This is a genomic window from Streptomyces sp. G-G2, assembly GCF_030063135.1.
Lineage (GTDB): Bacteria > Actinomycetota > Actinomycetes > Streptomycetales > Streptomycetaceae > Streptomyces.
Window position 1 is genome coordinate 130,200 of the sequence record NZ_JASISO010000015.1, and the last position, 25,305, is coordinate 155,504.

Below are 25,305 nucleotides of genomic sequence, written 5' to 3' on the forward strand. Positions count from 1 at the left end.
GTCCGGTATTGGGGGAGGAACAGCACGCATGCTCGGGTTCGTCATGCGTCGGCAGCGCGGGCGTGTGCCCCTCGCCGCCGCCGTACTACTCACCGTACTGATCACCACGACCGTGCTCACAGCTCTGTTCGCGTTCACCCGCGGGGTGGGCGACGCCGGACTGCGCGAGTCGCTCCAGGGCCGTGACCAGGTCCGGTCCACCGTCGTCGTCACCGGCTACCACCCCGCGGCCGACCGGGCCAAGGACGACCAGGCGCTACGGGGCTTCGGAGACGCCCTGTTCGGCCGGCTGCCCTTCACCACCGAGAGCCTGCCGCGCAGCCACGCGTACGGACTGCCGGGCGCCACTCCCGGATCCGCGGCCGGTTCCGGTACGTCGTCCACTCCGGCCGGTTCCGGTACGTCGTCCACTCCGGCCGGGTCGGGGCCGTCGCCCGAGCGGGAGGCCGACCTGACCCTGCTCGCCGCCCTCGACCGGGCCCGTACCAAGCTGGTGGCGGGACAGTGGCCGCAGCCCGTGGGCAGCGGCGCCACCGCCACTCGCGTTCCGGTCGCCGTGCCCGAGGCCGCGCTGCACCGCCTCGGGCTGACCGCTTCGGCGCTGCCCGCCGAAGTCCGCCTGGACGACCGGCTCCAGGGGACGACGCTCACCGTGGTGGTCACCGGCGTGTACCGGGCCGCGGACCCCGCCGCCGCGTACTGGCAGCTCGACCCGGTCGGCGGCCGGGGGGCCCAGACCGGCGGCTTCACCACCTACGGGCCGCTGCTCGTCGACGACTCCGCCTTCACCGTCGGCGGGCTGGCGCAGGACAGCCGCCTCACCCTCCTCACCCCCGACTTCGCGGGTGTGCGCACCGCCGAGGCCGAGGCCGTCGGCGCCCGCAGCGCCGCGCTCGAGGCCTCGCTCAAGACCACCTCCGGACTCAACGCGAAGACCGAACTCCGCACCGTCATGCAGGAGTTGCACGCCTCGCGGTCCGTCGCCTGGTCCACCCTGCTGATCGGTGAGATGCAACTCGTCGTGCTCACCGCGGCCACCTTGCTGATCGTCGGCGGCACCCTGATGAAGCATCAGGAACCCGAACGGACCCTGCTCCTGGCGCGCGGCGCCTCCCGCCGCAGGCTGAGTCTGCTGACCGGTACCGAGGCGCTGCTGCTCGCGCTGCCCGCCGCGGCACTCGCCCCCCTCCTGGCCCCCCTGCTGCTGCGCTTCCTCGGCGGCGTCGACAGCAACTCCGGGGCCTGGCCGGGCCACTGGTCGCTGTGGCCGGTCGCGGCCGGGTGCGCGCTCGGCTGCGTGCTGCTCACCACGCTGCCCGCCGCTCTGCGCGGGGCCTCGGCCGTCGTGCGACGACACGGCGGCAAACGGCAGGAGATGGTGGCCGGGGCCGCCCGCTCGGGCGCGGACCTCGCACTGCTGGCCCTGGCGGCCCTCGCCTTCCAGCAGTTGAACCGGTACAAGGGCGCGGGACCGACCGCCGGCGGCGGGGCGCCCACCGGGGTGGACCCCGTCGTGATCGCCGCCCCCACGCTGGCGCTCTGCGCCGGGGCGGTGCTCGTCCTGCGGGTGCTGCCGCTGGCGGCGCGCCTGGGCGGGCACCTCGCGGCGCGCGGCTCCGGGCTCGGTCCGGCCCTGGTGGGATGGCAGCTCGCGCGCCGCCCACAGCGCGCCACCGGTCCCGTCGTCCTGCTCGTACTCGCGGTGTCCAGCGGGGTGTTGGCCCTCGGGCAGTACACCGCGTGGTCCGACTCCCAGCGCGACCAGGCCTCCTACACCACCGCCGGAGGGCTGCGCATCACCGGCAGCCAGCTCGCGCCGGTCGGCCAGAGCGGCCGGTACGGGGCGCTGCCGGGCGGCGAGCGGGTGCTCCCGGTGATCCGCTCGGAGCAGTCCCTGCCCGAGGGGCGCACGGGGCAACTCCTCGCCCTGGACGCGGCGTCCGTGGCCGACCGGGTCCCGCTGCGCGCCGACCTGCGGAACGAGCAGCCGATGGGCGAGCTCTTCGGCCCGCTGACCCCCGGCGCCCCGGGCGCTCCCGCCAAGGGGACGGGCGGGATACCGCTGCCCGGACAGCCCCAGCGGATCGGGCTCGACCTGACCCTGCGCGCCACCGGGGTCCCGACCGGCTCACCCGGGCTGCGACTGCTGCTGCGCGACCGGTTCGGGCTGTCCTTCCTGACCCCCGTGGTCGCGCTGCCGACGACGGACAAGCGGGTCACCGTCCCGGTCGACCTCGCCGCGCTGGCCGACGCACCGGCCGGCCGGCCCGGCGGACCGCTGACCCTGGTCGCGGTGTCCCTCTCGTACGGCGCCCAGGACCCGCAGGCTCCCCCGCTCCCCTCGGTCGGCGGCGAGCTGACGGTCCACGGCCTGTCCGTGACCGGGGACGGGGGCGGTCCCGCCGTCCCCGTCCCGCCCGCCGCGGGGGCCGTCGGGTGGCAGCTGGGTACGGTGCCCAAGGGCAGCGAGGCCGCGCTGCTGGGGAACCAGGCGGCCGGCCCCGCCGACGGACCGGCCCTGCTGCGGATGAGCTACTCGGGCGCCCCGCCGTCCCGGGGCGAGATCACCCTGGCACTGACCGCGGGGCCCGTCACATCGGTCCAGGAACTGCCCGGAATCGCCACCCGCGGCTACCTCAAGGCGATCGGCGCGAAGGTCGGCGACGTGGTCGGGGTCCCCTTCGCCCAGTCCATGATCCGGGTTCGCGTCACCGCGGCCGTCAACGCGCTCCCGGTGGCCGGTGACACCGCACTGGCGGTGGACCTGACCTCGCTCGGCCGGATCATGGCCGCCGACGGCGCCCGCGCGCTGCCCGGGGTCACCGAATGGTGGCTGCCCGGCGTCTCCCCCGACGATCCCGTACCGGCCCGCGCCGCCGCCGCGCTGCGCACCGGGGCCGGAGCCGGGACGCAGCGGGTGCTGCTGCGCGAGGAGGTCGCCGCGGGGCTGCTCGACGATCCGCTGAGCACGGCCCCGCAGCGCGCACTGGCCGTTCTGGCCGTCGCCTGCGCGGCGCTGGCGGCGATCGGCTTCGCCGCGTCGGCCGCCGCGGGCGCCCGGGAACGGTCCCGGGAGTCGGCGGTCCTGCTGGCACTCGGCGCGCCCCGGCGCACCCTGAACCGGACCGCCGCCGCCGAGGGCCTGATCCTGGCGGGCCTCGGCTGCGCCGCCGGGGTGGGGATCGGTACGGCCCTGGTCCACCTGGTGGCGCCGCTGATCGTACGGACGCCCTCGGGCCGCCGCCCCTACCCGGAACTACTGGTGGACCTGCCCGTCGGCTGGACACTGCTGCTGACCGCCGCGATCGCCGTCGTGCCGTTGCTGTCGGCCACCCTCGGTGGCCGCCGCAACCGCAACACGGCCGCCCGGCTGCGTCAGGTGGAGGAATCGTGACCCGCACCGCCCGCCCGGCCGAACGAGCCGCACGCCCCGCGTCCTGGGTGCGCGTCCGGCTGCGCGCCATGCCCGCCGCCGCCCTGCTGGGCGCCGTACTGGCCTTCGCCGCCGTGTTCCTGAGCGCGGCCCTGCCGCGCGCCCTGGACCGGGGCGCCGACCAGGCCCTGCGCTCCTTCGTGACGGACAAGGGACCCGCCGCGACGAGCATCCAGGCCTACTCCGAAGCCAAGGACGACGCGCCGCTCCCCCAGGACCTGGACCGGATCACGGCCCTGCTGACCGCCCGGACCGGCGGGGACCTCGCACTCGCCCCGAGCGGTCCGGTGCACGGCAGCCGGAGCGAGCACTACCGCGCCCTGGGCAATCCCGAACTCGCCAGCCCCGACGGGATCTCACCCCAGCTGAGCCTGGTGTACCTGAGCGGTTCCGAGCGGCACCTGAAGCTGGTGGCGGGCGGCTGGCCGAGCAGCGGCGGGGCGGGCGGGCCCGTGCCGGTCGCCCTGTCGAAGCGGGCGTCCGAGGCGATCCGCGCACCGCTCGGCACGGTACTGCGGGCGGGAGCCGGCACCAGCGCCGCCGCCGAGGCGCGGGTGGTCGGCCTGTACGTCGCCGACGACGACGCCGATCCCGTGTGGACCGGGCTGCCCTGCCTCGCCCACGCCTGCACCGGCCACACCAACGAGAGGGAACCCAAAACCTTCTGGCAGGCGGGCGCCCTGGTCGGCGGCGACGCGCTGCCGCGGCTCGCGGCCTGGGGCGACGGCGCCACGGACTTCTGGCGGCTGCCGCTGGACACCACCCGGCTGCGCGCGGACCGGCTGCCCACCACGATCGGTCTGATCAACAGTTATGTGAGCGGGACCGTCGCGGCCGACCTGTTCGGCGAGGTGGGACGGCCCGACATGGCGCTCAGCTCCCCGTTGACCGAACTGCTGGCCGAGGCCCGCACCCGGCAGCAGGCCGCCGCCCCGCTCGGGGTGAGCGGACCGGCCGGGGTCGCCGGGGTGGTTCTCGTCGTCCTGTGCCTGGCCGCCGCGCTCTCCGGCGAGCGGCGCGAATCGGAACTGCGGCTGCTGCTGGCGCGCGGCTGCTCGCGCGGCGGCCTCCTCCGCAGGCTCCTCGGGGAGGGCGCGGTCACCGTGCTCCCGGCCGCGCTGCTCGCCACGGCGGCGGCCCTCGTCCTGCTGCCCGCGCCGCGGCTGCTGCCCGCGCTGGGGGCGGCACTCGCCACGACGCTGTTCGCCTGGCTGTCCTTCCCGGTCCGGGCCCTGATCCTGCTCGCCCCGCCGCGGCCCGGCAACCGGTGGCGGCGGCCGGTCGCGGAACTCCTGGCGCTGCTGGTCACCGCCGCCGCCGTCTCGGAGGTCCGCTCGCGGGGGATCGCGCAGGCCGGGGCCGAGGTGGACCCGCTGCTGATCGCTTCGCCGCTGTTGATCGCCCTGTGCGGCGGGCTGTTGCTGGCCCGGGTCCAGCCGCTGCTCATCGCACTGCCCGCCCGGCTCGCGGCGCGCGGACCCGGGGTGATCGGCTTCCTGGGACTGGCCCGCGCCGCGCGCGGGAGCACCGGTCGCGGGCCGGCCCCGGTACTGCCGCTGATGGCGCTGCTGCTGGCGGTCACGACCGGCGGGTTCTGGGCCACGGTGCTGGACGCGTCGGACGCCGCTCGGCTGGCCGCGGCCCGGGTGAGCGTCCTGGCGGACGCGTGGATCGCCGCGCCGCCGGGGGGCTCGCTGCCGGACGCGCTGGTGAAGGCCGCGGACGCGCTGGACGGCGTACGGTCCTCGGTCACGCTGTGGACGGACGACGACGGGTTCGTGGACAACCCGGCCACGCGGTTCACCACTCAGGTGTCCGTGGTCGTGGTGGAGCCGAAGGCCTACGCCGCACTGTCCAAGGAGGTCGGCATCGGCCCGTACGATCCGGCGCTGCTCAAGGGCCCGGGCACCGGCTCGGCCGACGCCCCACTGCCCGTGCTGTTCAGCAGCGGGCTGTCCCGGACGGCCCCCTCGGGCACCTACCGGCTCCGGTTCGGTGGCGGTGAACTCCAGGTGGCCGTGAAGGGCGTGGTCGACGGCACCCCGGTGCGGTCCGGCGCGGCGGGCGCCACCGTCATCGTGCCCGCGGGCCCGGCCACCGCGCGGATCCCGGTCACCACCAGGCCCAACCGGTGGTACGCGCTCGGCACTCCCGCCGAGGACCGGTTGCGGGTACTGACGCGCACGCTGACTCCGGCCGACTCGATCTTCCGGGTGCAGACCAGCGACGGGATGGCCGACGAGCTGAAGTCCGACCCGCTCCAGCACGCGGCGGTACGGCTCTTCACGGCTTCGGCCGTCGGCGCCGCGGCCTTCGCGCTGCTGGCCGTACTGCTGTCGCTGGTTCGGGCGGCGCCCGAACGGGCCGCGCTGCTGGCGCGGCTGCGGACCATGGGGCTGCGGCCCCGGCAGGGCGTGCTGCTGGTCCTGGCCGAATCACTGCCGCAGGCACTGACCGCGGCGCTGGGCGGAGCGGTCACCGCGACGTCCGCGGTGCTCCTGCTGGGGCCGGCCGTGGACCTGTCCACGCTGGTCGGGTCCCACGTGGCGGGCGGAGTGCCCCTGGGCCTCGGGCCCGTGCTGGTCCAGGCGCTGGGACTGGCCGCCCTGGTGGGCATGGCCGTGCTGGCGGAGGCGGCGGTGTCGGGACGACGCCAGATCACTACGGAACTGAGAGCGGGAGACCAGGCATGAGCGGCGAGCGGACCGACGACAGGGCGGGCGGGCGAGTGGACACCCACGTGGGCGGGGCGGATTCCGGGGCCGGGCAGCCGAGCTACGAGGAGCTGGGACGGCGCGCCGTGGCCGCCGCCGAGCCCGAGGCGCTCGCGGCGGACACGGCCATCGCGTGCGACCGTCTGGTCCGGGTCTTCAGTGGGGACGGCATCGAGGTACAAGCCCTCCAGGGGCTGGAGTTGACGGTGGCGCAGGGCGATCTGGTCGCCCTGGTCGGAGCCTCGGGCAGTGGGAAGTCGACGCTGCTGAACATTCTGGCCGGGCAGGACCTGCCGACGGCGGGGACCGCCACGGTGGCGGGGTTCGACCTGTTGGAGATGTCCTCCCGGGACCGGCTGCGCTACCGGCGCGAGGCGGTCGGTTTCGTCTGGCAGCAGACCGCGCGCAACCTGCTGCCGTTTTTGACGGCCACTCAGAACATATCCCTGCCCATGGAGTTGGCCGACGGCGGCCGCAAGTCCGCGAAGCGGCACGCGGCCCGGACGGCCGAGCTGATCGAGGCGCTGGACCTCGGCCCGCTGGCCGGCCGCCTCCCGTCCGAACTCTCGGGCGGGCAGCAGCAGCGGGTGGCCATCGCCGTGGCCATGGCGGGCGCCCCGAAGGTCCTGCTCGCAGACGAACCGACGGGCGAACTGGACTCCGAGACCGGCGCGGCCGTCTTCGAGGCGTTCCGCACCGTCAACCGGGAGCTGGGAGCCACCGTGGTCGTCGTCACCCACGACCCGATGGTCGCGGGCGAGGTGCGGCGCACGGTGGCCATCCGGGACGGGCGCACCAGCAGCGAGGTGCTGCGCCGCACCGTCACCGACGAGCACGGCGCGGAGTCGGTCAGCGAGCGGGAGTACGTGATGCTGGACCGCAGCGGACGGGTGCAGCTGCCGCGCACCTTCCTGGAGGCGCTGGGGATGGAGCACCGGGTGGCGGTCGACCTGGCCGCGGACCACATCGAGGTACGGCCGGATTCGGCCGCGTGAGCCCGGCCGGCGCCCGCGCGGGCGGCGTGGGCCCGGTCCGCGCCCGCGCCCGTACCGCCTCGGCGTCCGGCCGCACCGCCGGCGGTCACCGCTCGGCGGCGGACACCAGGCGGGCGATCTCCGCTTCCACGGCGCGGGCCTCCTCCTGACGGCCCATCACTGCCAACTGGACCCGGTAGGCGGCCAGTGAGCCGGTGAGGAGGTCGCCCCGTACGGGTTCCAGCTCCACCATCCGGCGGCCCGCGGCGACGGATTCGGCCAGCAGGGCGAGCGCTATGAGCGGCTCGTGGGCGTAGTCCCGGATGGCGTACTTGCCCAACGTCCGCGCCAGTAGCGGCAGATAGGCCAGCGGGCTGACCCGGGCCAGCACCCGGTAGGCCTCGACCCGCTGGGCGACGGTCGGCTTCCCCGAGCCGAGGAGAGCCACTCGGGCGCGGAGGACGGCGTGGTGATCGGTGTGCGCTGAGTGAGTCATGACGATGATTCTCAAAGGTGCACAGGGGGTCGAACAAGGTCATTCCACTGTGCCCTTCGTCCTACGAAAACACCCTCTGACCTGTCATGATGGATACGTCATCACCCTGGAGCCCGGTGCGCGGACGACGTTCACACCTTCGCCCGGGTACGCAGTCCCAGCCCGACCAGGGCCGCCGCGGCGAGCACGATGACCGCGTCGACGGCCAGCACCGTGCGCACCCCGTCGAAGAGCGAGGCCCCCGTGGTGGCCAGCACACCGAGCAGCGGGATCCCGATGGTGATGCCGACCTGCTGGGTGGTGGTGATCAGGCCGGTCGCCAGGCCCTGTTCCTCGTCGGGCACGCCGCTCGTCACGGTGACGCCGTACGAGATGATCGCGCCGAGGTGGCACATGCTGGCCAGCGAGACCGCCACCGTGGCCAGCAGCGCGCCGGAGCCGGCGCCTATGGCGAGCAGGGCCGCGGTGAACGTGCCCTGGCCGAGCAGCGAGGCGGCCAGGGTGCGGTGGGCGCCGAAGCGGCCGATGATCCGGGGCGCGTAGGTCCCGGCGACGACGGACGCGAGGCCCTGCGCTCCGAAAACCAGGCCGGTCCGGAACGACGACAGGCCCAGGGTCTCCTGGAGGTAGAGGGTCAGTACGAAGACGACCGTCGACATCATCGAGAAGGTGACCAGACCGCCGATGTTGCCCCAGGCGACCGTGCGCCGCTTGAGCATGGGCAGGGAGACCAGCGGGGCCGGAGCCTTCGACTCCACCACGACGAACGCGACGAGCAGGGCCAGACCCGCGGCCAGCGTGCCCCAGACATCCGCGCCGCCGAAGCCGCGTACGGCGGCCGTGGACAGGGAGTAGATCAGGGCGAGCAGGGCGCCGGTGACGGTGATGGCACCGGGTACGTCCAGCCGCGGCCGCTCGGGGGTGCGGGACTCGGGCAGCAGCCCGGGCGCCAGGGCCAGCACGGTCACCGAGGCGACGGCGAGGAGACCCATCGTGGAGCGCCAGCCGAGGGTGTCGGTCATGACGCCGCCCAGGACCATGCCGACGGTGAATCCGAGGGAGAGCAGGGTGCCGGAGATGCCGAGCGCCTTGGCGCGCAGCGGGCCTTCGGGGAAGGTCGTGGTCAGCAGGGACATGCCGGTCGGCACGATGACGGCCGCGCCGAGACCCTGCAGGGCGCGCCCCGTGAGGAAGGACGCCGGGTCCCAGGCGAGGGTGGCGAGCAGCGAGGCGCCGCCGAAGAGGGCGAGGCCGGTCAGGAAGAGCTTCTTGCGGCCGAAGAGGTCGGCGATCCGGCCGAAGAGGAGCAGGAAACCGCCGGAGGGCAGGGCGAAGGCGGTGACGGCCCACTGGAGCGCGGACGCGGACAGGCCCAGGTCCTTGCCGAGCACGGGCAGCGCCACGTTCAGCACGGAGAAGTCGAGGGCCACCATGAACTGGGCGGCGCAGAGGACGAAGAGGACGAGCTTGGCCCGGCCGGAGAGACGGGTGTCGCCGGGATCGGGGAGGTGCGCGCCGGGGCGCCGGGTCTCGGGAAGGTGTGCGTCGGGGACGCGGGTGCCGGGGAGGTGGCTGTCGGCGGTGCCGGGGGTCTCGGCCGTCGCCTGCGTGTCGGTCTTCATGGAACTACCTTCAGGGCCAGGGAATGACCGTGGAGAGTGGGAACTTATCCTGTTGGTGGCACCACCAGGCAGCCGTAGGGGGAGTACGTGGCAACACCGATCGACAAACACCGCCGTTCCGAGCTGCGGGAATTCCTGATGAACAGGCGGGCGAGGATCACGCCGACGGAGGCCGGACTGCCGGACGGCGGGGCCCGCCGCCGCACTCCGGGCCTGCGCCGGGAGGAAGTGGCCGTGCTCGCCGGGGTCGGCGTGTCCTGGTACCAGTGGCTGGAGCAGGGGCGTGACATCACCGTGTCGTCGCAGGTACTGGACGCGGTGGGCCGGGTCCTGAAACTGACCAGCGCCGAGCGCCGCCACCTGTACGTCCTCGCGGGGCTCAACCCGCCCGCGCTCCAGGTCGCGGCGTCCGACCAGCAGATGTGCGACGGGCTCAAGCGGCTGATCGACGCGTGGATGCCCTTCCCCGCGCACATCATGGACGTGTACTGGAACACGGTGATGTACAACGACTCGGCCTCGCTGGTGCTCGGCATGCGGCCGGAGATCGTGCAGAACTGCCTGATCGCCTTCTTCACAGACCCGCTCTACAAGGCCCGCTCCACGCGCTGGGAGGAGATCGCGGGCTCGGTGGTCGCCCAGTTCCGGGCGGCGTGCTCGGAGGTCCCCGACGACGACGGGTTCCGTGCGGTGGTCGAGGAGGCCCGCGACCTGAGCCCGGAATTCGATGAGTTGTGGCAGCGGCGGGACATCCAGCCGAGCGGCCTGATGCAGAAGGAGTTCGAGCACCCGCTGGTGGGGACCCTGTTCGTGGAGTCGACACAACTGCGTGTCCCCGCCCGGCCGGACCTGTCGATCGTGCTGCACACGCCCCTGCCGGGCACGGACACGGCGGAGAAACTGGAGTGGCTGGCCTCCCCGGAGGGCCGCCGGGGATCCATGTACCCGGTCGCGGGCTGACATGCACCCGGTCGCGGGCCGAGGGGCCCTCCCTCCCTCCGCCGGTGAGCCGTGCGATTCGGGCGCACGGCCCACCGGCGGGGGGGTGGAGGGGGTACGGGGTCGGCGTGCGCGTCGGCCGCTGTGTCACCCAACCCCTGTATGGGTACCGAGGGGCCGACGCGGCACACCTGGTGTGTCGTGGCTCACCGCAGCTTTGCACCAGTCGCCAACGAAGCCCTAACGGCCGCCTAACGACGGTCGCCGGGTGGTGGCACATGGCCGGGAAGGGACTTATGCCCCGAAATCGGCCGACGTACGCTCTGACGTGGCCGTCCGCGGAGGTCATGATCAGCTGAACAGAGGTGGGATCGCATGGAGTTCCGCGTGTTGGGGACCGTCGCCGTGGTCACGGAGCACGGGGAGACGCTCCCCCTGGGCCCGGCGAAACGCCGCACCCTGCTGGCCATGCTGCTCCAGCGCCCCAACGCGACGGTTGCCGTGGACCGGCTGACGGAGGCCCTGTGGGACGAGGAGCCACCCCGGCACTCCCGCACCGTCCTCCAGGGGCACGTCTCGCAGTTGCGCGCCCTGCTGGCGGCGCACGGAGCACCGGCGTACGGAGTCCAGCTGCTCACCGACGGTCCGGCCTACGCCCTGCGGCTGCCGGAGACCCTGGTGGACGCGCACCGCTTCGAGGAGCTGCTCGGGCTGGCCCGTGCCGAGCGCGAGCCGCGCGACGGGGTGCGGATCCTGCGGGAGGCGCTCGCGCTGTGGCAGGGGCCCGCGCTGGCCGGAACCGTGCACAGCTCGTTGCTGCAGAGCGCCGCGCACGCGCTGGAGGAGCTGCGACTGACCGCAGTGGAGGAGCTGGCGGGGGCGCACGCGCTGCTCGGCGAGTACGCGACGGCGGCGGCCGTGCTGCGCGCCGAGGCCGTCGCCCACCCGCTGCGCGAGCCGTTGATCGCGGCTCTGATGCGGGTCCTCGGCGGGGCGGGTCTCCAGTCGGAGGCGCTGGACTGGTTCCACCGCACCCGGCGACTGCTCACCGACCAGCTCGGGGTGGGCCCCGGAGCGGTGCTCACGGACGCGTACACCGCTCTGCTGCGGGCCGACGCACCTCAACCGGCCGCGGTCCGGGCCGCGGTGGTGGACCGTACGCCGTCCAGCGCGTCCGGGGGCGCGCGGGGACCGGAACGACCCGGGACGTCGACCGCTGTCGCCGCTCAAGGTCCTGCCGATCCCGCTGACGCGGGTGGGGGCGGCGCGGGTCCCGGCGGCGCCTGGGCAGCCACTGACCCGGGGGCGGCCCGTGTCGCCGGCCACGCCCGCGCCGCCGCTCCTCCCCCCGCCGCCGGTCACGCCCGCGCCGCCGCCCGTACCGCCGCCCCGGAGGAGGCCGCCGGGCCGCAACTGCTGCCCCGGCGCCCCCGGGGCTTCACCGGGCGCCAGGACGAGCTGGCCGCGCTCGACCGGGCGACGGCCGGAACCCCGGGCCCCCTCGCCGTGCTCACGGGCCCCGCGGGCGTCGGCAAGACCGCGCTCGCCGTGCACTGGGCCCACCTGCGCCGCGCCGACTTCCCCGACGGCAGGCTCTTCGCCGACCTCCACGGATACAGCACGCTCCCGGCCCGGGGCGCCACCGCCGTGCTCCGCGAGTTCCTGCTCGCGCTCGGCGTACCGGCCGAGCGGATGCCCGGGACACCCGACGCGCTGGGTGCCCGCTACCGCGACCTCACGGCCCGGCGGCGGATGTTGATCGTGCTGGACAACGCCCGGGACGCGGAGCAGATCCGCCCCCTGCTGCCCGGCGGGGAGGACTGCGTCACCCTCGCCACCAGCCGGGACCGGCTCGGCGGCCTGATCGCCTCGGACGCCGCCCGCCCCGTGCCGCTCGCCGCGCTCCCCACCGCCCAGTCCACCGCGCTGCTCGCCGCCGTGCTGGGACCGGACCTGGTCGCGGCCGAGCCCGAGGCCGCCGCACGGCTCGCCGAACTGTGCGACGGGCTGCCGCTCGCGCTCCGGGTCGCCGCGGCCCGGCTCGCCACCCGCCCGCACCTCGGCCTGGCCGCCTTCGCCAGTGAACTCTCCGACGAGCACGGCAGGCTGGACCTGCTGAACGTCGACGACACCGGAGTTGCCGCCGCCCTGGGGCTCACCGTCCAGCACCTGCCCGCCTCGGCCCGGCGGATGTTCCACCGGCTGGGTCCGCACACCGGCGCCACCCTGGACATCTGTACGGCCGCCGCGCTCGCCGACTGCCCGCCCCAACAGGCGGCCGTCGCACTGGACCAGCTGGCCGCCGCGCAGCTGGTGGCCGAGGCGGGACCGCACGCGTACGTCCTGCACGACCTCGTACGGCTCTACGCCCGCAGCCTGGTTCCCGGGCCCGACCCCGACGGGCTGATCCGGCTGCTCGACCACTGGCTGCGTACGCTGCTGGCCGCGAGCGCGGCCGCGGAACCCGGGAGCGAGCCCTGCTGCGACCTGCCCGCGGCGGCCCGGCGGCCGGCGGCGATCCGGCCGTTCACGGACCGGTCGGGCGCGCTCGCCTGGTACTCCGCCGAACGGGACGCGCTGCGCGGTGCGGTGGACGCCGCCATGGCGGCCGGGATGCACGACCGCGCGTGGCGGCTGGTGCTGCTCCAGTGGCCCCTGATCCTGTGGCAGGTCCGCGACGGCTGGGTGCCGCTCCTCCAGCGGGGCCTGGCCGCCGCCGAACTGGACGGGGATCCCGGCGCCCAGTCCCGGGCCCGGTCCCTGCTGGGCTGGGTGCTGGCCGAGGAGGGCCGCTCCGCGGAGGCCCTCGCGCAGCTGGAGCGGGCCCCCGAGCTGGCCGCCCGGGCCGGGGACACCGCCGGGGAAGCCGTGGCCCGGATCAATCTGGCCGTCGCCCTCACCCGGCACACCACCCCGTCCGGGGGCGCGGAGCGGGCCGGGCAACGGAGCCGGGAGCTGCTGGTGCGGGCCCTCGCGCTGGCCGAGACGGCAGGCCGTACCGAAACGGTCACCCTCGCCCACCAGCACCTGACCCAGCACCTCCTGGCGGCCGGCGCCCACACCGAGGCCGCCGATCACGCCCTGCGCGGCCTGACCCTCGCCGCGCCCCCGCTGGCGGCCCCCCGGCGCGTGGTGCTGCGCACGCTGTACGGGGAGGCCCTGGCGGCCACGGGCCGTATGGCCGAGGCGGTCCGCCAGCTCGACGACGCGATCCAGGAGGCCCGGGCGCACGCGTACGAGGAGGGTGAGATCGCGGCGCGCGCGGTCCTGGCGGGGCTCGCGGGGTCGGCGGGGCCGCCGGCCGGTTAGGGGGCGGCGCGCACCTCTGGGGGAGCCAGTACGTCCGGCGCGTCCGGCGCCGTCGACGGCATCAACCGGCCGACAGACCTGATCAGTTGGCGGCGGCCAGGAACGGCGGGGCGGCCGATCCGCTCGCCGTCTACGACGAGGCCGTCGCGGCGGTCCACCACACCGCCTGACGAGCGCGACGTCGACCGGCATCGACCGGGACGCCCACCGCGACGTCGACCGGCCGTCGAGCAGACTTCATGCGGCCGCCGAGCGGATCTCCGGCCGGACCGCAGCGCGGCCGAACAGGCAACGCGGGTAGACAGTACGTCCTTTACTCACCGCTGATGGCATGTCCCAGTCACATCTGCCAGGCTTCCGGCAGCCGCCCTCCCGACCCAGGGAGACGCGGCGCACATCTCACCCCAGCGATCGCGCGAGCGATGCGCGCAGCCCTCGGCTGCCCTCCGGCGCACCCAGTCCGGCGGGCCGCCACCGAGCAGGCCGCAATCCCGGCCACCTCAAAGGAGTTCCGTGTGAGATCCACCCCCCACCAGGCCCTCGCCGTGACCGCACTCGCCGTCGCCACGTTGGCCGCCGCCGCGCTCTCCACCGCCTCGGCGGTGGCCTCGCCCGCCACCGTCACCGGGGCCGCCGCCTGCACTCCGGCCCAGGCGGTCGTCAACGGCGGCTTCGAGAGCGGCACTTCACCCTGGAACCAGTCCCAGACCAGCGTGATCACCAACCGGGCCGGTCAGTCCGCCCACGGCGGCACGTACTTCGCCTGGCTCAACGGCGTCGGCAGCACGCACACCGACACCCTCTCCCAGAGCGTCACGATCCCGGCGGGATGCAGCTCCGCCACCCTGACGTTCTGGATGCACATCGACACCGCCGAGACCACCACGTCCACGAAGTACGACCAGCTCACGGCGAAGATCGGCAGCACGACGCTCGCGACGTACTCGAACCTGGACAAGAACACCGGCTACGCGCAGAAGTCCTTCGACGTGTCGGCCTTCGCGGGCCAGACCGTCAGCGTCGCCTTCACCGGGACCGAGGACTCCAGCCTCCAGACCAGCTTCGTCGTCGACGACGTCGCCCTCAACACCTCCGGCGGCACCACCCCGCCCGGGGACTCCACCCGCACCCCGGCCGCGCCCGCCTACACCGTCAGTCTGAGCAGCAACGCGAGCGGCACCGGCTGGACCGGCCACGAGAGCGCGACCTTCACCAACGCCTCCGCCACCGCGCTCAGCGAGGTGTACCTGAGGCTGTGGGACAACTACCACGGCACCTGCGCCGCCATGCCGATCACCGTCACCAACCTCACCGGGGGCACCGCGGGCGCCCTGTCGGTCGGCTGCACGGCCCTCCAGATCACCCTCCCGGCTCCCCTGGCCCAGGGCCAGAGCGCCACGATCGGGTTCGACCTGGGCATCACCGTACCGAGCGGCGCCGACCGGTTCGGCTACGACGGCGCCTTCAGCATGGTCGGCAACGCCCTGCCGGTGCTCGCGGTCAAGGACGGGGCGGGCTGGCACCTGGACCCGTACACCAACAACGGCGAGTCCTTCTACGCGCTGGCCTCCGACTTCAAGGTGACCCTCGACCACCCGACCACCCTGCTGGTCCCGGCTACCGGCGCCTCGGTGGACACCCCCGGCACCAGCGGACGGACGGTCACCACCGCCACCGCCACCAAGGTCCGCGAGTTCGCCTGGGCGGCCGGTCCGTTCAGCAAGATCTCCGGCACCTCGGCCGCCGGCACCCCGGTCAACATCTACTCGGTCTCGGGCATCAGCTCCTCCGACGCCCAGTCGATGCTGAGCACCGCCAAGTCCGCCGTGGACGCGCACTCGGCGCGCTTCGGCGCCTACCCGTACGGCGAACTGGACGCCGTGATCGACAACAACTACTGGTTCGGCGGAATGGAGTACCCCGGCTTCGTCCTCGACCTGGTCAGCACCACGGCGCTCACCCACGAGATCGCCCACCAGTGGTGGTACGGCATCGTCGGTGACGACGAGTACACGAGCCCCTGGCTCGACGAGGCGTTCACCGACTACGCCACCGACCTCGCGCAGAACAAGACGGGCGCGAGCTGCTGGAACAGCGTCTCGTGGGCCTCCTCGGCGGAGAAGATCACCAACTCGATGGGGTACTGGGACGCCCACTCGTCCCGCTACTCCACCGTGGTCTACGGCTACGGCAAGTGCGCCCTGCACGACCTGCGCCGGGTCCTCGGCGACACGGTCATGGCCAAGCTGCTCAAGGACTACGCCGCGTCCCACTGGTACGGCGTCTCGACGACGACCGAGTTCAAGGCGGCCGCCCAGGCCGCCACGGCCACGGACCTGACCTCGTTCTGGACCACCCACCGCATCGACGGCTGATACGGACTGCGGTCCGCCACGGGTGAGCGCCTCCGGGCGCTCACCCGTTCGGCCGCACCACCGCGGGTGCCCGGCATGCGCGCCCGCCCCCCTCGCCGCACAGTGGACGTGTGATCCCGGCGGCGAAGGGCGCGGCGCATGACCCAGAGAGTCAAAGGATTCGTCCAGTCCTACAACCGTGAGAACGGCTACGGGTTCCTTGTCCCCTACGGCGCCCAGGACCCCCTGTACGTCGAACGCGACGACATAGAGTCGGATCCGCAGACCCTCTCCGAGGACCAGCAGGTCACCTTCAGCATCGACTTCAGCCGCGGCCGCTTCGTCGCCCGTCAGGTCCGTCCCTGAGCACGTCCCCGAGCGGTGGCGCGTCCAGGGTTCCGGGCAGCCGCGGCCACGCCGTCGTGTCCCCGCGGGCTCGGCGCTCCTCAGCGGACCGCGGCGGCCCTCAGCGGGGCTGGCGCCGGCGGAGGTTCTCCGCGATGGTCAGGAAGACGAGCAGGTTCGGTACCTGCTTGGCGGAGCAGCTGCCCCAGGCCTTGGTCTGGCCCGTGCGCCACACCAGGGCGAAACCCCCGCGGACGGCCACCTCGCTGACGTCCCCCCAGGACAGGCCCTCGGCCGAGCCTTTCGTGATGCCGGAGCGGGACAGTGTGTAGGGGCCGAACCCGATCGTGCCGCCCTCCTGCACCGCCTTCCACACCTTGTCCACCTGGGCGTGGGCGATGGCTTCCGCCAACAGGACGGACCAGGTGCCCGACTCCTTGTAGAAGTCGGTGAGTTCGGTCTTGGCCCCGCCGGGGGCGACCACCACCGAGGAGTGCGAGCTGTTGAAGGGGGTCTGGGTTCCCTTGTAGTTGATCACTTCCCGCACCGTCTCCTGGTACAGCAGCGCCCGGTCCCAGCGCACCGCGAACAGGTCTCCCCCGCCGCCGCCGTCCACGACCAGTCCGTGCTCGAAGAGGTGCAGCCGCTTGGCGGCCAGGCCCTTGCGGAAGAGCGGGCCGCGGACGACCAGCCCGGTCGCCAGGATGCCGATCCACAGCGGGAACAGGGCGACCCCCCAGTGCACGTAGATCCATAACAGGGCGCCCCCGCCCAGCAGCGCGGCTATGGCGACCAGGGAGCCGGCGATGTACCAGGGCCGGTACTTCTCCTGCACCGAGACCTCGCTCTCGGGCCGGTAGGTGTGCTCCAGCCCCCCGAGGCGGTTGCGGAGGGCGAGCGCGTCCACCGGCTGGGAGAGGGGGGGCGGCGTGGTCATGGGGGCCTCGGCTTCAGAGTCACAGCGGACCCGCGAGGCCGCTTGGACGGGAGGGAGTCGACGGGCCACTCACCGGAACGGGGCCCGTTCCGGTGAGTGGCCCCAGCAGCCAACACCACGATCAGCGGCCGGGCAAGACACTCCCGCCGCAGCGTCCGGGCCGCGCCCCGTCAGACCGCCCGGGCCGTGGTGACCACCAGCGGCGGTCTGGCCCGCTCGGCCGTCCAGGCACGGCCCCGGACCAGGTCCGGATCGGCCAGGAGCAGGGCTTCGTCCACGGTCGGGTGGCGCTGTACGACCTCCCGGAATCCCGCCTGTTCGAGCAGCTGGGGGTAGACGTCCACGGGCCACGCGTGGTTGGGCATCTCCTGCCAGCTCCCGTCCGTGCGCAGGAGCCGTACGGTCACCGGATCGCCCGGGCCGTAGACCTCCCCCGGCTCGCCGATGCGCAAGGAGGCGTACTCCGTACCGGCGCAGGCGGGATCGGTGGCGAGGAGCACGAACGGCGCGCCGGGGCGCAGGAGTCGGTGGATCTCCGTGAACACCGCGAGCACCGCCTCCTCGGTCGGCAGTGACGCCAGTACGTGATTGCACATCACGGCGTCCGCGCAGCCGTCCGGCAGGCCGACGGCCCGGCCGTCCTGGACCAGGTGGTACTCCGCGACCGCCGATCGCGCGGAGCGGGCCAGCGCGAGCATCTCGGCGGAGGTGTCCACGCCCAGCACCTTGGCGCCGAGCAGCCGGGCCGCGTGGTCGGCGACCGTGCCGGGGCCGCAGCCGTAGTCCACCAGGACGTGGCGGCTGTCGATGCGTTCGGCGAGGGCCCGGAAGACGAAGGGGTAGCCGAGGAGCCAGTCGGTGGCCGCCACCACGGCGGCGAAGGCCCGCGCGCCCTCCCTCCCGGACCAGGCGGCGGCTTCCCCCTCGCCCCTGCCGGGGCCGCCGGGACCGTCGGGCCCGCCGCCGCGTCCGTGTCCGTCACCGCTTGTTCCGGGTTGCCCGGGTTCCGCCGACCAGTCGCTCACCGCACCACTATCGGGCCGTGACGGCCTCGACCGCGGGTTACGACACGGCGGGCCGAGAGCGGCCTGGTGCGTGTTCGTGCTCGCAGCCACGGGGTTTCGAGCACCTATTGACATGGACGCGGCACTGCGCTGCACTTTGCCCGCACCCCGAACTCCCCTTTCCCTCCCACCCCGGGGACTCACGATGCGTCTTCCCGTACGCCTTTCCAGGCGTCTGTCCATGCGCCGGCCGGCACCTCGGCCCCCGCGTCCGCTCCGCTTCCTGATCGCCGCCGTCCTGGCCGCGGCCGCACTCTCCCTGCCCGGCGCCGCCGCCGCCGCGCCCGTGCGGGCCGCCGCCGCGCCCGTGCGGGCCGCCGCCGCGGCGGCGCCGCAGACCGTCCCGGCCCTGCGCCAGTGGACGGCCGCCACCGGCACCTACACCTTCACCGCCACCGGCCGGGTCGTCGTCGACCCCGCCTACTCCGCCCAGCTCTCCGCGGAGGCCGCCACCTTCGCGGAGGACCTGGGCGCCCTGGTGGGGCGGCCGGTGGCCGTCGTGACCGGCGCCGCCTCCCCCGGCGACATCGCCCTGACCCTCGGCGACGCCGCGCTGCCCGCCGAGGGATACCGGATGACCGTCGGGTCCAGTGTCACCCTCCAGGCGGGAACCGGCACCGGGGCGTTCTACGGCACGCGTTCCGTGCTCCAGCTGCTGCACCAGTCCCCCTCGATCCCCGCCGGAACCGCGGTGGACTGGCCCGCCAAGGCCGAGCGCGGTCTGATGATCGACCAGGGCCGGAAGTTCTTCACGGTCGACTGGGTGAAGCAGCACATCAAGGAACTGGCCTACCTCAAGCTCAACTACTTCCACTTCCACCTGTCGGACACCTTCGGGTTCCGCCTGGAGAGTGCGGGCCACCCCGAGATCGTCTCCGCCGACCACTACTCCAAGCGGGACATCGCCGACCTGGTCGCGCTCGGACAGAAGTACCACGTCACGATCGTCCCGGAGATCGATACCCCGGGGCACATGAACCCGATCCTGGCCGCCCACCCGGAACTCAAGCTGAAGAGCGGCTCGGGCGCGGTCAGCGCCGATTTCATCGACCTGTCGCTGCCCGCCTCGTACGCCCTGATCAAGGATCTGGTCACCGAGTACCTGCCGCTGTTCCCGGCGGCGTACTGGCACATCGGAGCGGACGAGTACGTCACGGACTACGCCAAGTACCCCCAGCTCCTCAGCTATGCCCGGGCCCACTACGGCGCGAACGCCACCGCGAAGGACACCTACTACGGTTTCGTGAACTGGGCCGACGACCTGGTCCGGGCGGCCGGCAAGACCACCCGGATGTGGAACGACGGCATCAAGGCCGGGGACGGGACGCTCACCCCGCACGCCGGGATCCTCGTCGAGTACTGGTACAACTACGGCCTCACGCCCCAGCAGTTGACAGCGGCCGGGCACCGGGTGGCCAACGAGTCCTGGACGCCGACCTATTACGTGCTCGGCGGCGCCAAGCCGGACACCAAGTGGATGTACGAGACGTGGACCCCGGACCTCTTCGAGGGCGGCAACACCCTCACGGACCCGTCGCGGAACCCCGGTTCGCTCATCCACGTATGGTGCGACAACCCCGCGGCCGAGACCGAGGCGCAGATCGCCGCGGGCATCACGAACCCGCTGCGCGCCCTGGCCCAGCAGACCTGGGGTTCACCCAAGCCGGTGGGCACGTACGCGGCCTTCACGCCGATCGTCGCGGCGGTGGGCCACAACCCCGCCTGGCCGGGGCTCGCCCAGCCCGGCAACCTCGCCCGTAACCGGCCCACGACCGCCTCCAGTACCGAGACCGCCAACTTCCCCGCGCCCGCGGCCACGGACGGCGACCCCGCCACCCGCTGGTCGAGCGCCTACGGCGACCCGCAGTGGCTCCAGGTCGACCTCGGGTCGAGCCAGGCCGTCAGCCGGGTGGTGCTGCGCTGGGAAGCGGCGTACGGCAAGGCCTTCCAGATCCAGCTCTCCGACGACGCCACCACCTGGCGCACGGTGTACACGGCCACCACGGGGACCGGCGGGGTCCAGGACCTCACCGGCCTGTCCGGGTCCGGCCGCTACATCCGCCTGTACGGCACCCAGCGGGGCACCGCCTACGGCTACTCCCTCTACGAATTCGAGGTGTACGGCGGACAGTTAAGCGGGACCAGGACCCTCACCGCCGCGGGCAGGGCGCTCGACGACCCGGCGGGCTCCGCCGCCTCCGGCACCCAGCTCATCACGTGGACCCCGCACGGCGGTGCCAACCAGCAGTGGGGGCTGAGCCTGAACGCCGACGGGAGCTACACCCTGGTCAACGGTTCCTCCCAGCTCTGCGCGGACGTCTCGGGCGGCTCCACCGCCGCGGGCGCGGCCGTCGTACAGAGCGGCTGCACGGGCGGCGACAGCCAGCGCTGGCTGCTGACCGCCCTCGGCTCGGGGGAGTACGCGGTGGCCGACAAGAAGAGCGCCCTGCTGCTGACCACCGCCTCCGCGACGGACGGCGCGACGGTCAGCCAGCAGCCGTCCGCCGCCGGATCGGCCTTCCAGCGGTGGCAGATCGCCTGACGGGGCCCGGGTGCGCCGGTGGGGTCACCGGCACACCCGGCGGGCTGGGGCGGTCAGCCGAGCACGGTCAACCGGGGGCGGTCAGCCGAGCACGGTGAGGAGTTCGCGCTCGCGCGCGGCGCTGAGCCCGGCCCGCCGGTCCCGGTCCAGGCCCTGCTCCCGTTCCCAGACCAGCGTGTCGCTCAACAGCTCCACCCGGGAGCGGTGACGCAGCCCCGCCGCCCGGGCCGCGGCTCCCCCGCGGGCCGACCAGCCGTCCCAGCCCGGCTCGGCCAGCCACATGGGCAGGGACTCGGGGCCCATGAACCCGGCCACGCCCCGCGCGAGCAGCCAGTCGGAACCGGCCGCCGTCACCGGCCCGGTGTGGCCGCCCACGGCGCGGGACAGGGCGATCCAGTCGGCGAGGGCGAGGACCGGGCCGACCGCGTCGTAGGTGCCGACGGTCCCGTCCCGCGCCGCGTCGAGCAGCCAGCACGCCAGGTCCCGGACGTCGACCGCCTGGGTCGCCCGGTCCGGCGCGTCCGGTACGAGCATGGGCCCGCGGGGGTCCCGCGCGGCCCGGGCCACCCAGTAGCCAGTACGCCCGCTGTGGTCGCCGGGGCCGCCGATCAGCCCGGCGCGCGCGATGAGGAGGCGTTCGCCCAGGGCGGCCCTGGACACCAGCTCGCAGGCCGCCTTCGCCTCGCCGTACAGCTCCCGGCCGACCGTGGCGTGCACGGTCGGGGGCAGCAGCGGGGTGGACTCGTCGGCGTCGGGAACGGCGTGGGAGGCGTAGGCGCTGACCGAGGACACGTACGTCCAGTGCCGGGCCCGCGCGCCCAGCGCGGCGAGCGCCTCGCGGACGAAGCCGGGCTGCCACGACACCTCGACGACCGCGTCCCAGTCCCGGTCGAGCAGCGCCGCGTACGCGGACGCCTCCCGCCGGTCGGCGCTCACCAGCCGCGCCCCGGGGGCCACTTGACCGCTCTCCCCGCGCGCGAGGCAGGTGACGCGGTGCCCACGCGCGAGCGCCTGTCGTGCCACCTCGCGGCCGAGCCAGGCCGTACCGCCCAGTATCAGAGTCTCCATCGCGTCACGCTACTACAGGCATATCCCGGTCGGGCGGGCTGTCAGGCCGTCCGCTGGGGGACCGGCGGCGAGCCCAGGGCGGCCGCGGACGCCCCGGGTTCGGTGGGGAACTCTGAAAGAGGTCCTCGACGCGGGCGACGCGTTCGAGGAGACCTGGCATTCCCTATCATTCCCTAAGTTCCCTTAAACTTCCTCCATAGGTGCGTTTGAGGTAGGGTCCAGACGTATGGAGAGTCTCGAGCCTGAGCTGTATTCCGTGGGAGAGGTCGCCGAGCGCCTCGGACTGCACGTGCGGACCGTCCGGAACTATGTGCGTGACGGGCGGCTCAAAGCCGTCCGGATCGGCAAGCAGTACCGGATCGCCCGGGCCGACTTCGAGGCACTGACCAGGCAGCCGGCCACGGAGCAGGACTCCCCGGGCACCCCCGCGCCCTCGCGCGGACACGTGGAGGTGTCGGGCATCGTGCACATCGACCCGATCGACGAGCGGGCGGCGAGCCGCTTGAGCACGCTGCTCACGGCTGCCGCCCAGGGCCCGCGCGACACCCCCGACGCACTGCGCGTCCAGACGGTCTACGACAAGGAGCGATCCCGTATGAAGATAGTGATCCTCGGCAACGCCGCCGACACGGCCGACATGCTGCTGCTGCTCGACGGCGCGCTCGGACCCGGGAACGACCTGTTCCCGGCCGGACCCGGGAACCCGGCGGCACCCCGTGGCTGACCGCGTCGTGGAACACCACGGCGTCCCGGTCCTCGTCGTGGACGCCACCGGCGAGCGGATCAGCACCGAGCAGGACGCCCTGGACCACCTGATCGGGCCCTCCTTCGAGCACGCGGAGATCGTCGCCGTCCCGGTGGACCGGCTCGACGACCGCTTCTTCGACCTCCGCACCGGCCTCGCCGGGGCGGTCCTGCAGAAGTGCGTGACCTACCGGCGCCGACTGATCGTCGTCGGGGACATCACGCACCACCTGGAGGCCAGCGGGGCCCTGACCGACCTGGTCCGCGAGTCGAACCGGGGCCACCACGCCTGGTTCGTGGCCGACCTCGACGAGCTGGCCGCGCGGCTCCAGTGAGCGGCGTACGGCCCGCCGATGCGCGGGAAGCCCGGGCGCGGTGTATTCAGGGACCATGGGTCATCGGCTGCGCCATCCCGGCCAGGGCCGGTTCCGGGAACCGCGCCCGACGCTGCTCCCGGTGCCTTTCGTACTGATCGCGATCGTCACGGCCGTCGACGTACTGGCTCCGCCCGGCGTTCACCTCGGGCCGTTCCTGGTGGCCGCCCCCGCCCTCACCGCCTCCTTCTCCGGGCCCCGGATGACGGGCTTCGTCGGGGCGGTGGCGGTGCTGGCCCAGGTCGTGGTGGCCATCACGCGGACCACCCTCACGGACCTCAACCACACCTTCCAGATCATCGCGCTGATCCTGATCTCGGTGATCGTCACCTTCTTCGCGCACCTGCGCGAGGTCCGCGAGCGGCAGCTGATCCAGCTGCGCTCGGTGGCACAGGCCGCACAGCAGGTGGTGCTGCGACCGCTGCGCGAGCGGATGGGCCCGCTGCGCCTGGCCTCCGTCTATCTGGCGGCCGAGGCCGAGGCGCAGATCGGCGGAGACCTGTACGCCGCCACGCGCACCCCGAACGGCACCCGGCTGATCATCGGTGACGTCCGGGGCAAGGGGCTCGAAGCCGTGGGGGACGCCGCCCTGGTACTCGGCGCGTTCCGGGCCGCCGCCCCTCAGGAGGCCGACCTGCCGGGGCTGGTCGCACATCTGGAGGCCGCCGTCGCCCTGGACCCCGACACCGTGGACGGACAGTACGAGCCGCACGGGGCGTACGAGCCTCACGAGGGCGGGGGACCCGCCGGCTGCGAATACGACGAGGCGTTCACCACCGCGGCCGTGCTCGACATCCCCGACCGGGAGATGACCCTGCGCCTCATCAGCTGCGGCCACCCGCCACCGCTGTTGCTGCGCGACGGCCGGGTCGTCGCACTCGACGTGGACCGCCCGGCGCCGCCACTGGGCCTCACGGAGTTCGCGGAGGCCGGTTTCACCCCGCAGTCCTTCGCCTTCGAGCCGGGTGACACGGTCCTCCTCTACACGGACGGGGTGATCGAGGCCCGGAACGCGGCGGGTGACTTCTACCCCTTGGCGGAGCGGGCCGCCGACCGGGCCGGAAACGGGCCCGAAGCCCTGCTGCGCCACCTGTGCGCGGACCTGCTCGCCCACTGCCCGGGCGGCCACCTGGGTGACGACGCCGCGATGGTGGCCATCGAACGGGCCGCGGGGGCGGTCGAAGCGGCCCCGGACCGGCGCACCCCCGCGGATCGGCTGCTTTCCGACGCAACCGGGTCCCCTCCGCGCACGTCGTGACCGGCAGCGAGGACGCGCGGCCATCGGGCCGCGCTCCGTGTTCCGGGGGGACCACACGTTCGGACTCGACGCCCGTACGGCGGCAGCCGCGTTCACCGCCACCGTGCTCGCCACGGCGGGCCCCGCGGCCACGGCGACTCCGGCGGCCGCGGTCCACGGCGGCCAGAACGCCACCGTGACGGATCACCCGTACGCCCTGCTCATCGAGACCGCGGACGGACAGCAGTTCCGCGGCGGCGCCCTCGTGGCACCCACGAAGGTGCTGACGGCCGCGCACTGCGTCAAGGACTCCCCCGCACCGCTCGACCTGCTGGTGATCGGCGGGCGTACGACCATCGCGAGTACGAGGGGCGCCGTCCGCCACGTCGCCTCGGTCAAGGTCCACCCGAAGTTCGCCGAGGGCACGCTCACCTACGACGCGGCGGTGCTGACCCTCTCCACCCCGATGCCCTACTCCGCGCTGCCCGTCGCGGGCCCCCAGGACTCGGCCTGGGCCTGCCGGTCTGAGAGCCGGGGTCCCTGACGGCGCGGGTCCGGCGGGCGAGGCGGGCCCGGCGGATTGGGTGCGGGACACCCGTGTCCCCGGAGCCGGGGCGTCGTTGAACGGGTAGGTCAAGCGAAGTGCACGAGGAGTCCCGGGCCCCAGGGTCCGGGACTTCGTGCTGTCCGGCTCCTCCGGGGAGCGGGACCTGCTCACTCGTCCGGTGGGCCACCGGAGGCGGGGGCCGCGGGGCGCTCATAGTGTCGGTCGGGTCCGGTTCCGCCGTCGGCCGAAGGGCTGTCCGTGAAGCGCATCACCCGTGGCCTCTCGCTGGTCTGCACGACCGCCGCCGTTCTGGTACCGCTGGCGGGTACGGCTGCCGCCGCCCCCGCCGGGGCGCGGGTGCGGCTCGACGACGGGAACGAGCAGGGCGGGTGCGCCCATGAGTACGGGAACCACGAGAACTGGCACCACGGTCACCACGGCGGGGTGCTCGGGATCGGCCTCGGGCTCGGCGCGCTGCTCTAGATGATTGATTCCAAGGGGTCAGTGATCGTAGGCGGTCAGTGAGCGGAGCACTGGTTCGCCGGCCTTGGTGTTGTGCCAGATTGCGGCGGTGAGGGCCAGGATGCGTTGCAGGACGCGGACTGT

18 protein-coding genes and 1 pseudogene are annotated in these 25,305 nt (G+C 73.8%); 13 read left to right on the forward strand and 6 right to left on the reverse strand.

Annotated elements, in window-relative coordinates; genetic code table 11:
* The first annotated feature begins 28 nt into the window (after nucleotides 1–28).
* Genes QMF80_RS14835 through QMF80_RS14845 form a run of 3 tightly spaced genes read left to right on the forward strand, consistent with a single transcriptional unit; the run spans nucleotide 29 to nucleotide 7,142 of the window.
* Nucleotides 29–3,394, forward strand: coding sequence for an FtsX-like permease family protein (locus tag QMF80_RS14835; protein WP_283453290.1), 3,366 nt, complete (start codon nucleotides 29–31; stop codon nucleotides 3,392–3,394).
* Nucleotides 3,391–6,126 carry a hypothetical protein gene (locus tag QMF80_RS14840; RefSeq protein WP_283453292.1) on the forward strand — a complete coding sequence of 912 codons (2,736 nt, stop codon included), beginning with the start codon at nucleotides 3,391–3,393 and terminating at the stop codon, nucleotides 6,124–6,126. The genes QMF80_RS14835 and QMF80_RS14840 overlap by 4 nt, the downstream gene beginning before the upstream one ends.
* Complete coding sequence (locus QMF80_RS14845; RefSeq protein ID WP_283453294.1) at nucleotides 6,123–7,142, forward strand: ABC transporter ATP-binding protein; 1,020 nt, start codon at nucleotides 6,123–6,125, stop codon at nucleotides 7,140–7,142. The genes QMF80_RS14840 and QMF80_RS14845 overlap by 4 nt, the downstream gene beginning before the upstream one ends.
* 85 nt (nucleotides 7,143–7,227) lie before the next feature.
* Here QMF80_RS14845 and QMF80_RS14850 read toward each other — a convergent pair whose 3' ends face one another.
* Both QMF80_RS14850 and QMF80_RS14855 read right to left on the reverse strand, forming a co-directional pair.
* Nucleotides 7,228–7,617 carry a hypothetical protein gene (locus QMF80_RS14850; RefSeq protein ID WP_283453296.1) on the reverse strand — a complete coding sequence of 130 codons (390 nt, stop codon included), beginning with the start codon at nucleotides 7,615–7,617 and terminating at the stop codon, nucleotides 7,228–7,230.
* A gap of 131 nt (nucleotides 7,618–7,748) precedes the next feature.
* Nucleotides 7,749–9,050 (reverse strand): MFS transporter, encoded by a 1,302-nt coding sequence (locus tag QMF80_RS14855; protein WP_502962850.1) that lies wholly within the window; start codon nucleotides 9,048–9,050, stop codon nucleotides 7,749–7,751.
* A 327-nt stretch (nucleotides 9,051–9,377) separates the two neighbouring features.
* Here QMF80_RS14855 and QMF80_RS14860 point away from each other — a divergent pair, with 327 nt between their 5' ends.
* The 4 genes from QMF80_RS14860 to QMF80_RS14875 all read left to right on the forward strand — a co-directional run bounded on the left by QMF80_RS14860 (nucleotide 9,378) and on the right by QMF80_RS14875 (nucleotide 16,207).
* Nucleotides 9,378–10,199, forward strand: coding sequence for a helix-turn-helix transcriptional regulator (locus QMF80_RS14860; protein ID WP_283453340.1), 822 nt, complete (start codon nucleotides 9,378–9,380; stop codon nucleotides 10,197–10,199).
* 354 nt (nucleotides 10,200–10,553) lie between these two features.
* A complete protein-coding gene (locus QMF80_RS14865; protein ID WP_283453301.1) occupies nucleotides 10,554–13,487 on the forward strand; it encodes an AfsR/SARP family transcriptional regulator in 2,934 nt (977 codons plus the stop codon).
* Nucleotides 13,488–14,002: 515 nt separating this feature from the next.
* Nucleotides 14,003–15,862 carry a M1 family aminopeptidase gene (locus tag QMF80_RS14870; RefSeq protein WP_283453303.1) on the forward strand — a complete coding sequence of 620 codons (1,860 nt, stop codon included), beginning with the start codon at nucleotides 14,003–14,005 and terminating at the stop codon, nucleotides 15,860–15,862.
* Nucleotides 15,863–16,000: 138 nt separating this feature from the next.
* Nucleotides 16,001–16,207, forward strand: coding sequence for a cold shock domain-containing protein (locus tag QMF80_RS14875; RefSeq protein ID WP_283453304.1), 207 nt, complete (start codon nucleotides 16,001–16,003; stop codon nucleotides 16,205–16,207).
* A gap of 100 nt (nucleotides 16,208–16,307) precedes the next feature.
* Here the strand turns inward: QMF80_RS14875 and QMF80_RS14880 are convergent, their stop codons facing one another.
* Nucleotides 16,308–17,123, reverse strand: a complete 816-nt coding sequence (locus QMF80_RS14880; RefSeq protein ID WP_283453306.1) for a DUF6585 family protein — start codon at nucleotides 17,121–17,123, stop codon at nucleotides 16,308–16,310.
* Nucleotides 17,124–17,293: 170 nt separating this feature from the next.
* Nucleotides 17,294–18,148, reverse strand: a complete 855-nt coding sequence (locus QMF80_RS14885; RefSeq protein WP_283453308.1) for a class I SAM-dependent methyltransferase — start codon at nucleotides 18,146–18,148, stop codon at nucleotides 17,294–17,296.
* Between the two features lie 220 nt (nucleotides 18,149–18,368).
* On the opposite strand from QMF80_RS14885, the gene QMF80_RS14890 reads away from it, so the two are divergent.
* Entirely contained in the window at nucleotides 18,369–20,729 is a 2,361-nt protein-coding gene (locus QMF80_RS14890) for a family 20 glycosylhydrolase (protein WP_283453310.1), read from the forward strand.
* Nucleotides 20,730–20,810: 81 nt separating this feature from the next.
* Here the strand turns inward: QMF80_RS14890 and QMF80_RS14895 are convergent, their stop codons facing one another.
* The gene (locus QMF80_RS14895; protein WP_283453312.1) at nucleotides 20,811–21,797 is read right to left on the reverse strand and encodes an NAD-dependent epimerase/dehydratase family protein; all 987 of its coding nucleotides are present in this window, start codon (nucleotides 21,795–21,797) and stop codon (nucleotides 20,811–20,813) included.
* Nucleotides 21,798–22,023: 226 nt separating this feature from the next.
* On the opposite strand from QMF80_RS14895, the gene QMF80_RS14900 reads away from it, so the two are divergent.
* From QMF80_RS14900 to QMF80_RS14920, 5 genes are all read left to right on the forward strand, one after another.
* Nucleotides 22,024–22,521 (forward strand): helix-turn-helix domain-containing protein, encoded by a 498-nt coding sequence (locus QMF80_RS14900; RefSeq protein ID WP_283453313.1) that lies wholly within the window; start codon nucleotides 22,024–22,026, stop codon nucleotides 22,519–22,521.
* Entirely contained in the window at nucleotides 22,514–22,876 is a 363-nt protein-coding gene (locus QMF80_RS14905; protein WP_283453315.1) for a DUF4180 domain-containing protein, read from the forward strand. Before QMF80_RS14900 ends, QMF80_RS14905 begins: the two co-directional genes overlap by 8 nt.
* A gap of 55 nt (nucleotides 22,877–22,931) precedes the next feature.
* Complete coding sequence (locus QMF80_RS14910; protein ID WP_283453317.1) at nucleotides 22,932–24,173, forward strand: PP2C family protein-serine/threonine phosphatase; 1,242 nt, start codon at nucleotides 22,932–22,934, stop codon at nucleotides 24,171–24,173.
* Nucleotides 24,174–24,210: 37 nt separating this feature from the next.
* Nucleotides 24,211–24,696, forward strand: a complete 486-nt coding sequence (locus QMF80_RS14915; protein WP_283453318.1) for a S1 family peptidase — start codon at nucleotides 24,211–24,213, stop codon at nucleotides 24,694–24,696.
* 261 nt (nucleotides 24,697–24,957) lie between these two features.
* Nucleotides 24,958–25,182 carry a hypothetical protein gene (locus tag QMF80_RS14920; protein ID WP_283453320.1) on the forward strand — a complete coding sequence of 75 codons (225 nt, stop codon included), beginning with the start codon at nucleotides 24,958–24,960 and terminating at the stop codon, nucleotides 25,180–25,182.
* Between the two features lie 18 nt (nucleotides 25,183–25,200).
* Here the strand turns inward: QMF80_RS14920 and QMF80_RS14925 are convergent.
* Nucleotides 25,201–25,305: pseudogene (locus QMF80_RS14925) on the reverse strand (IS982 family transposase); the annotation flags it as partial.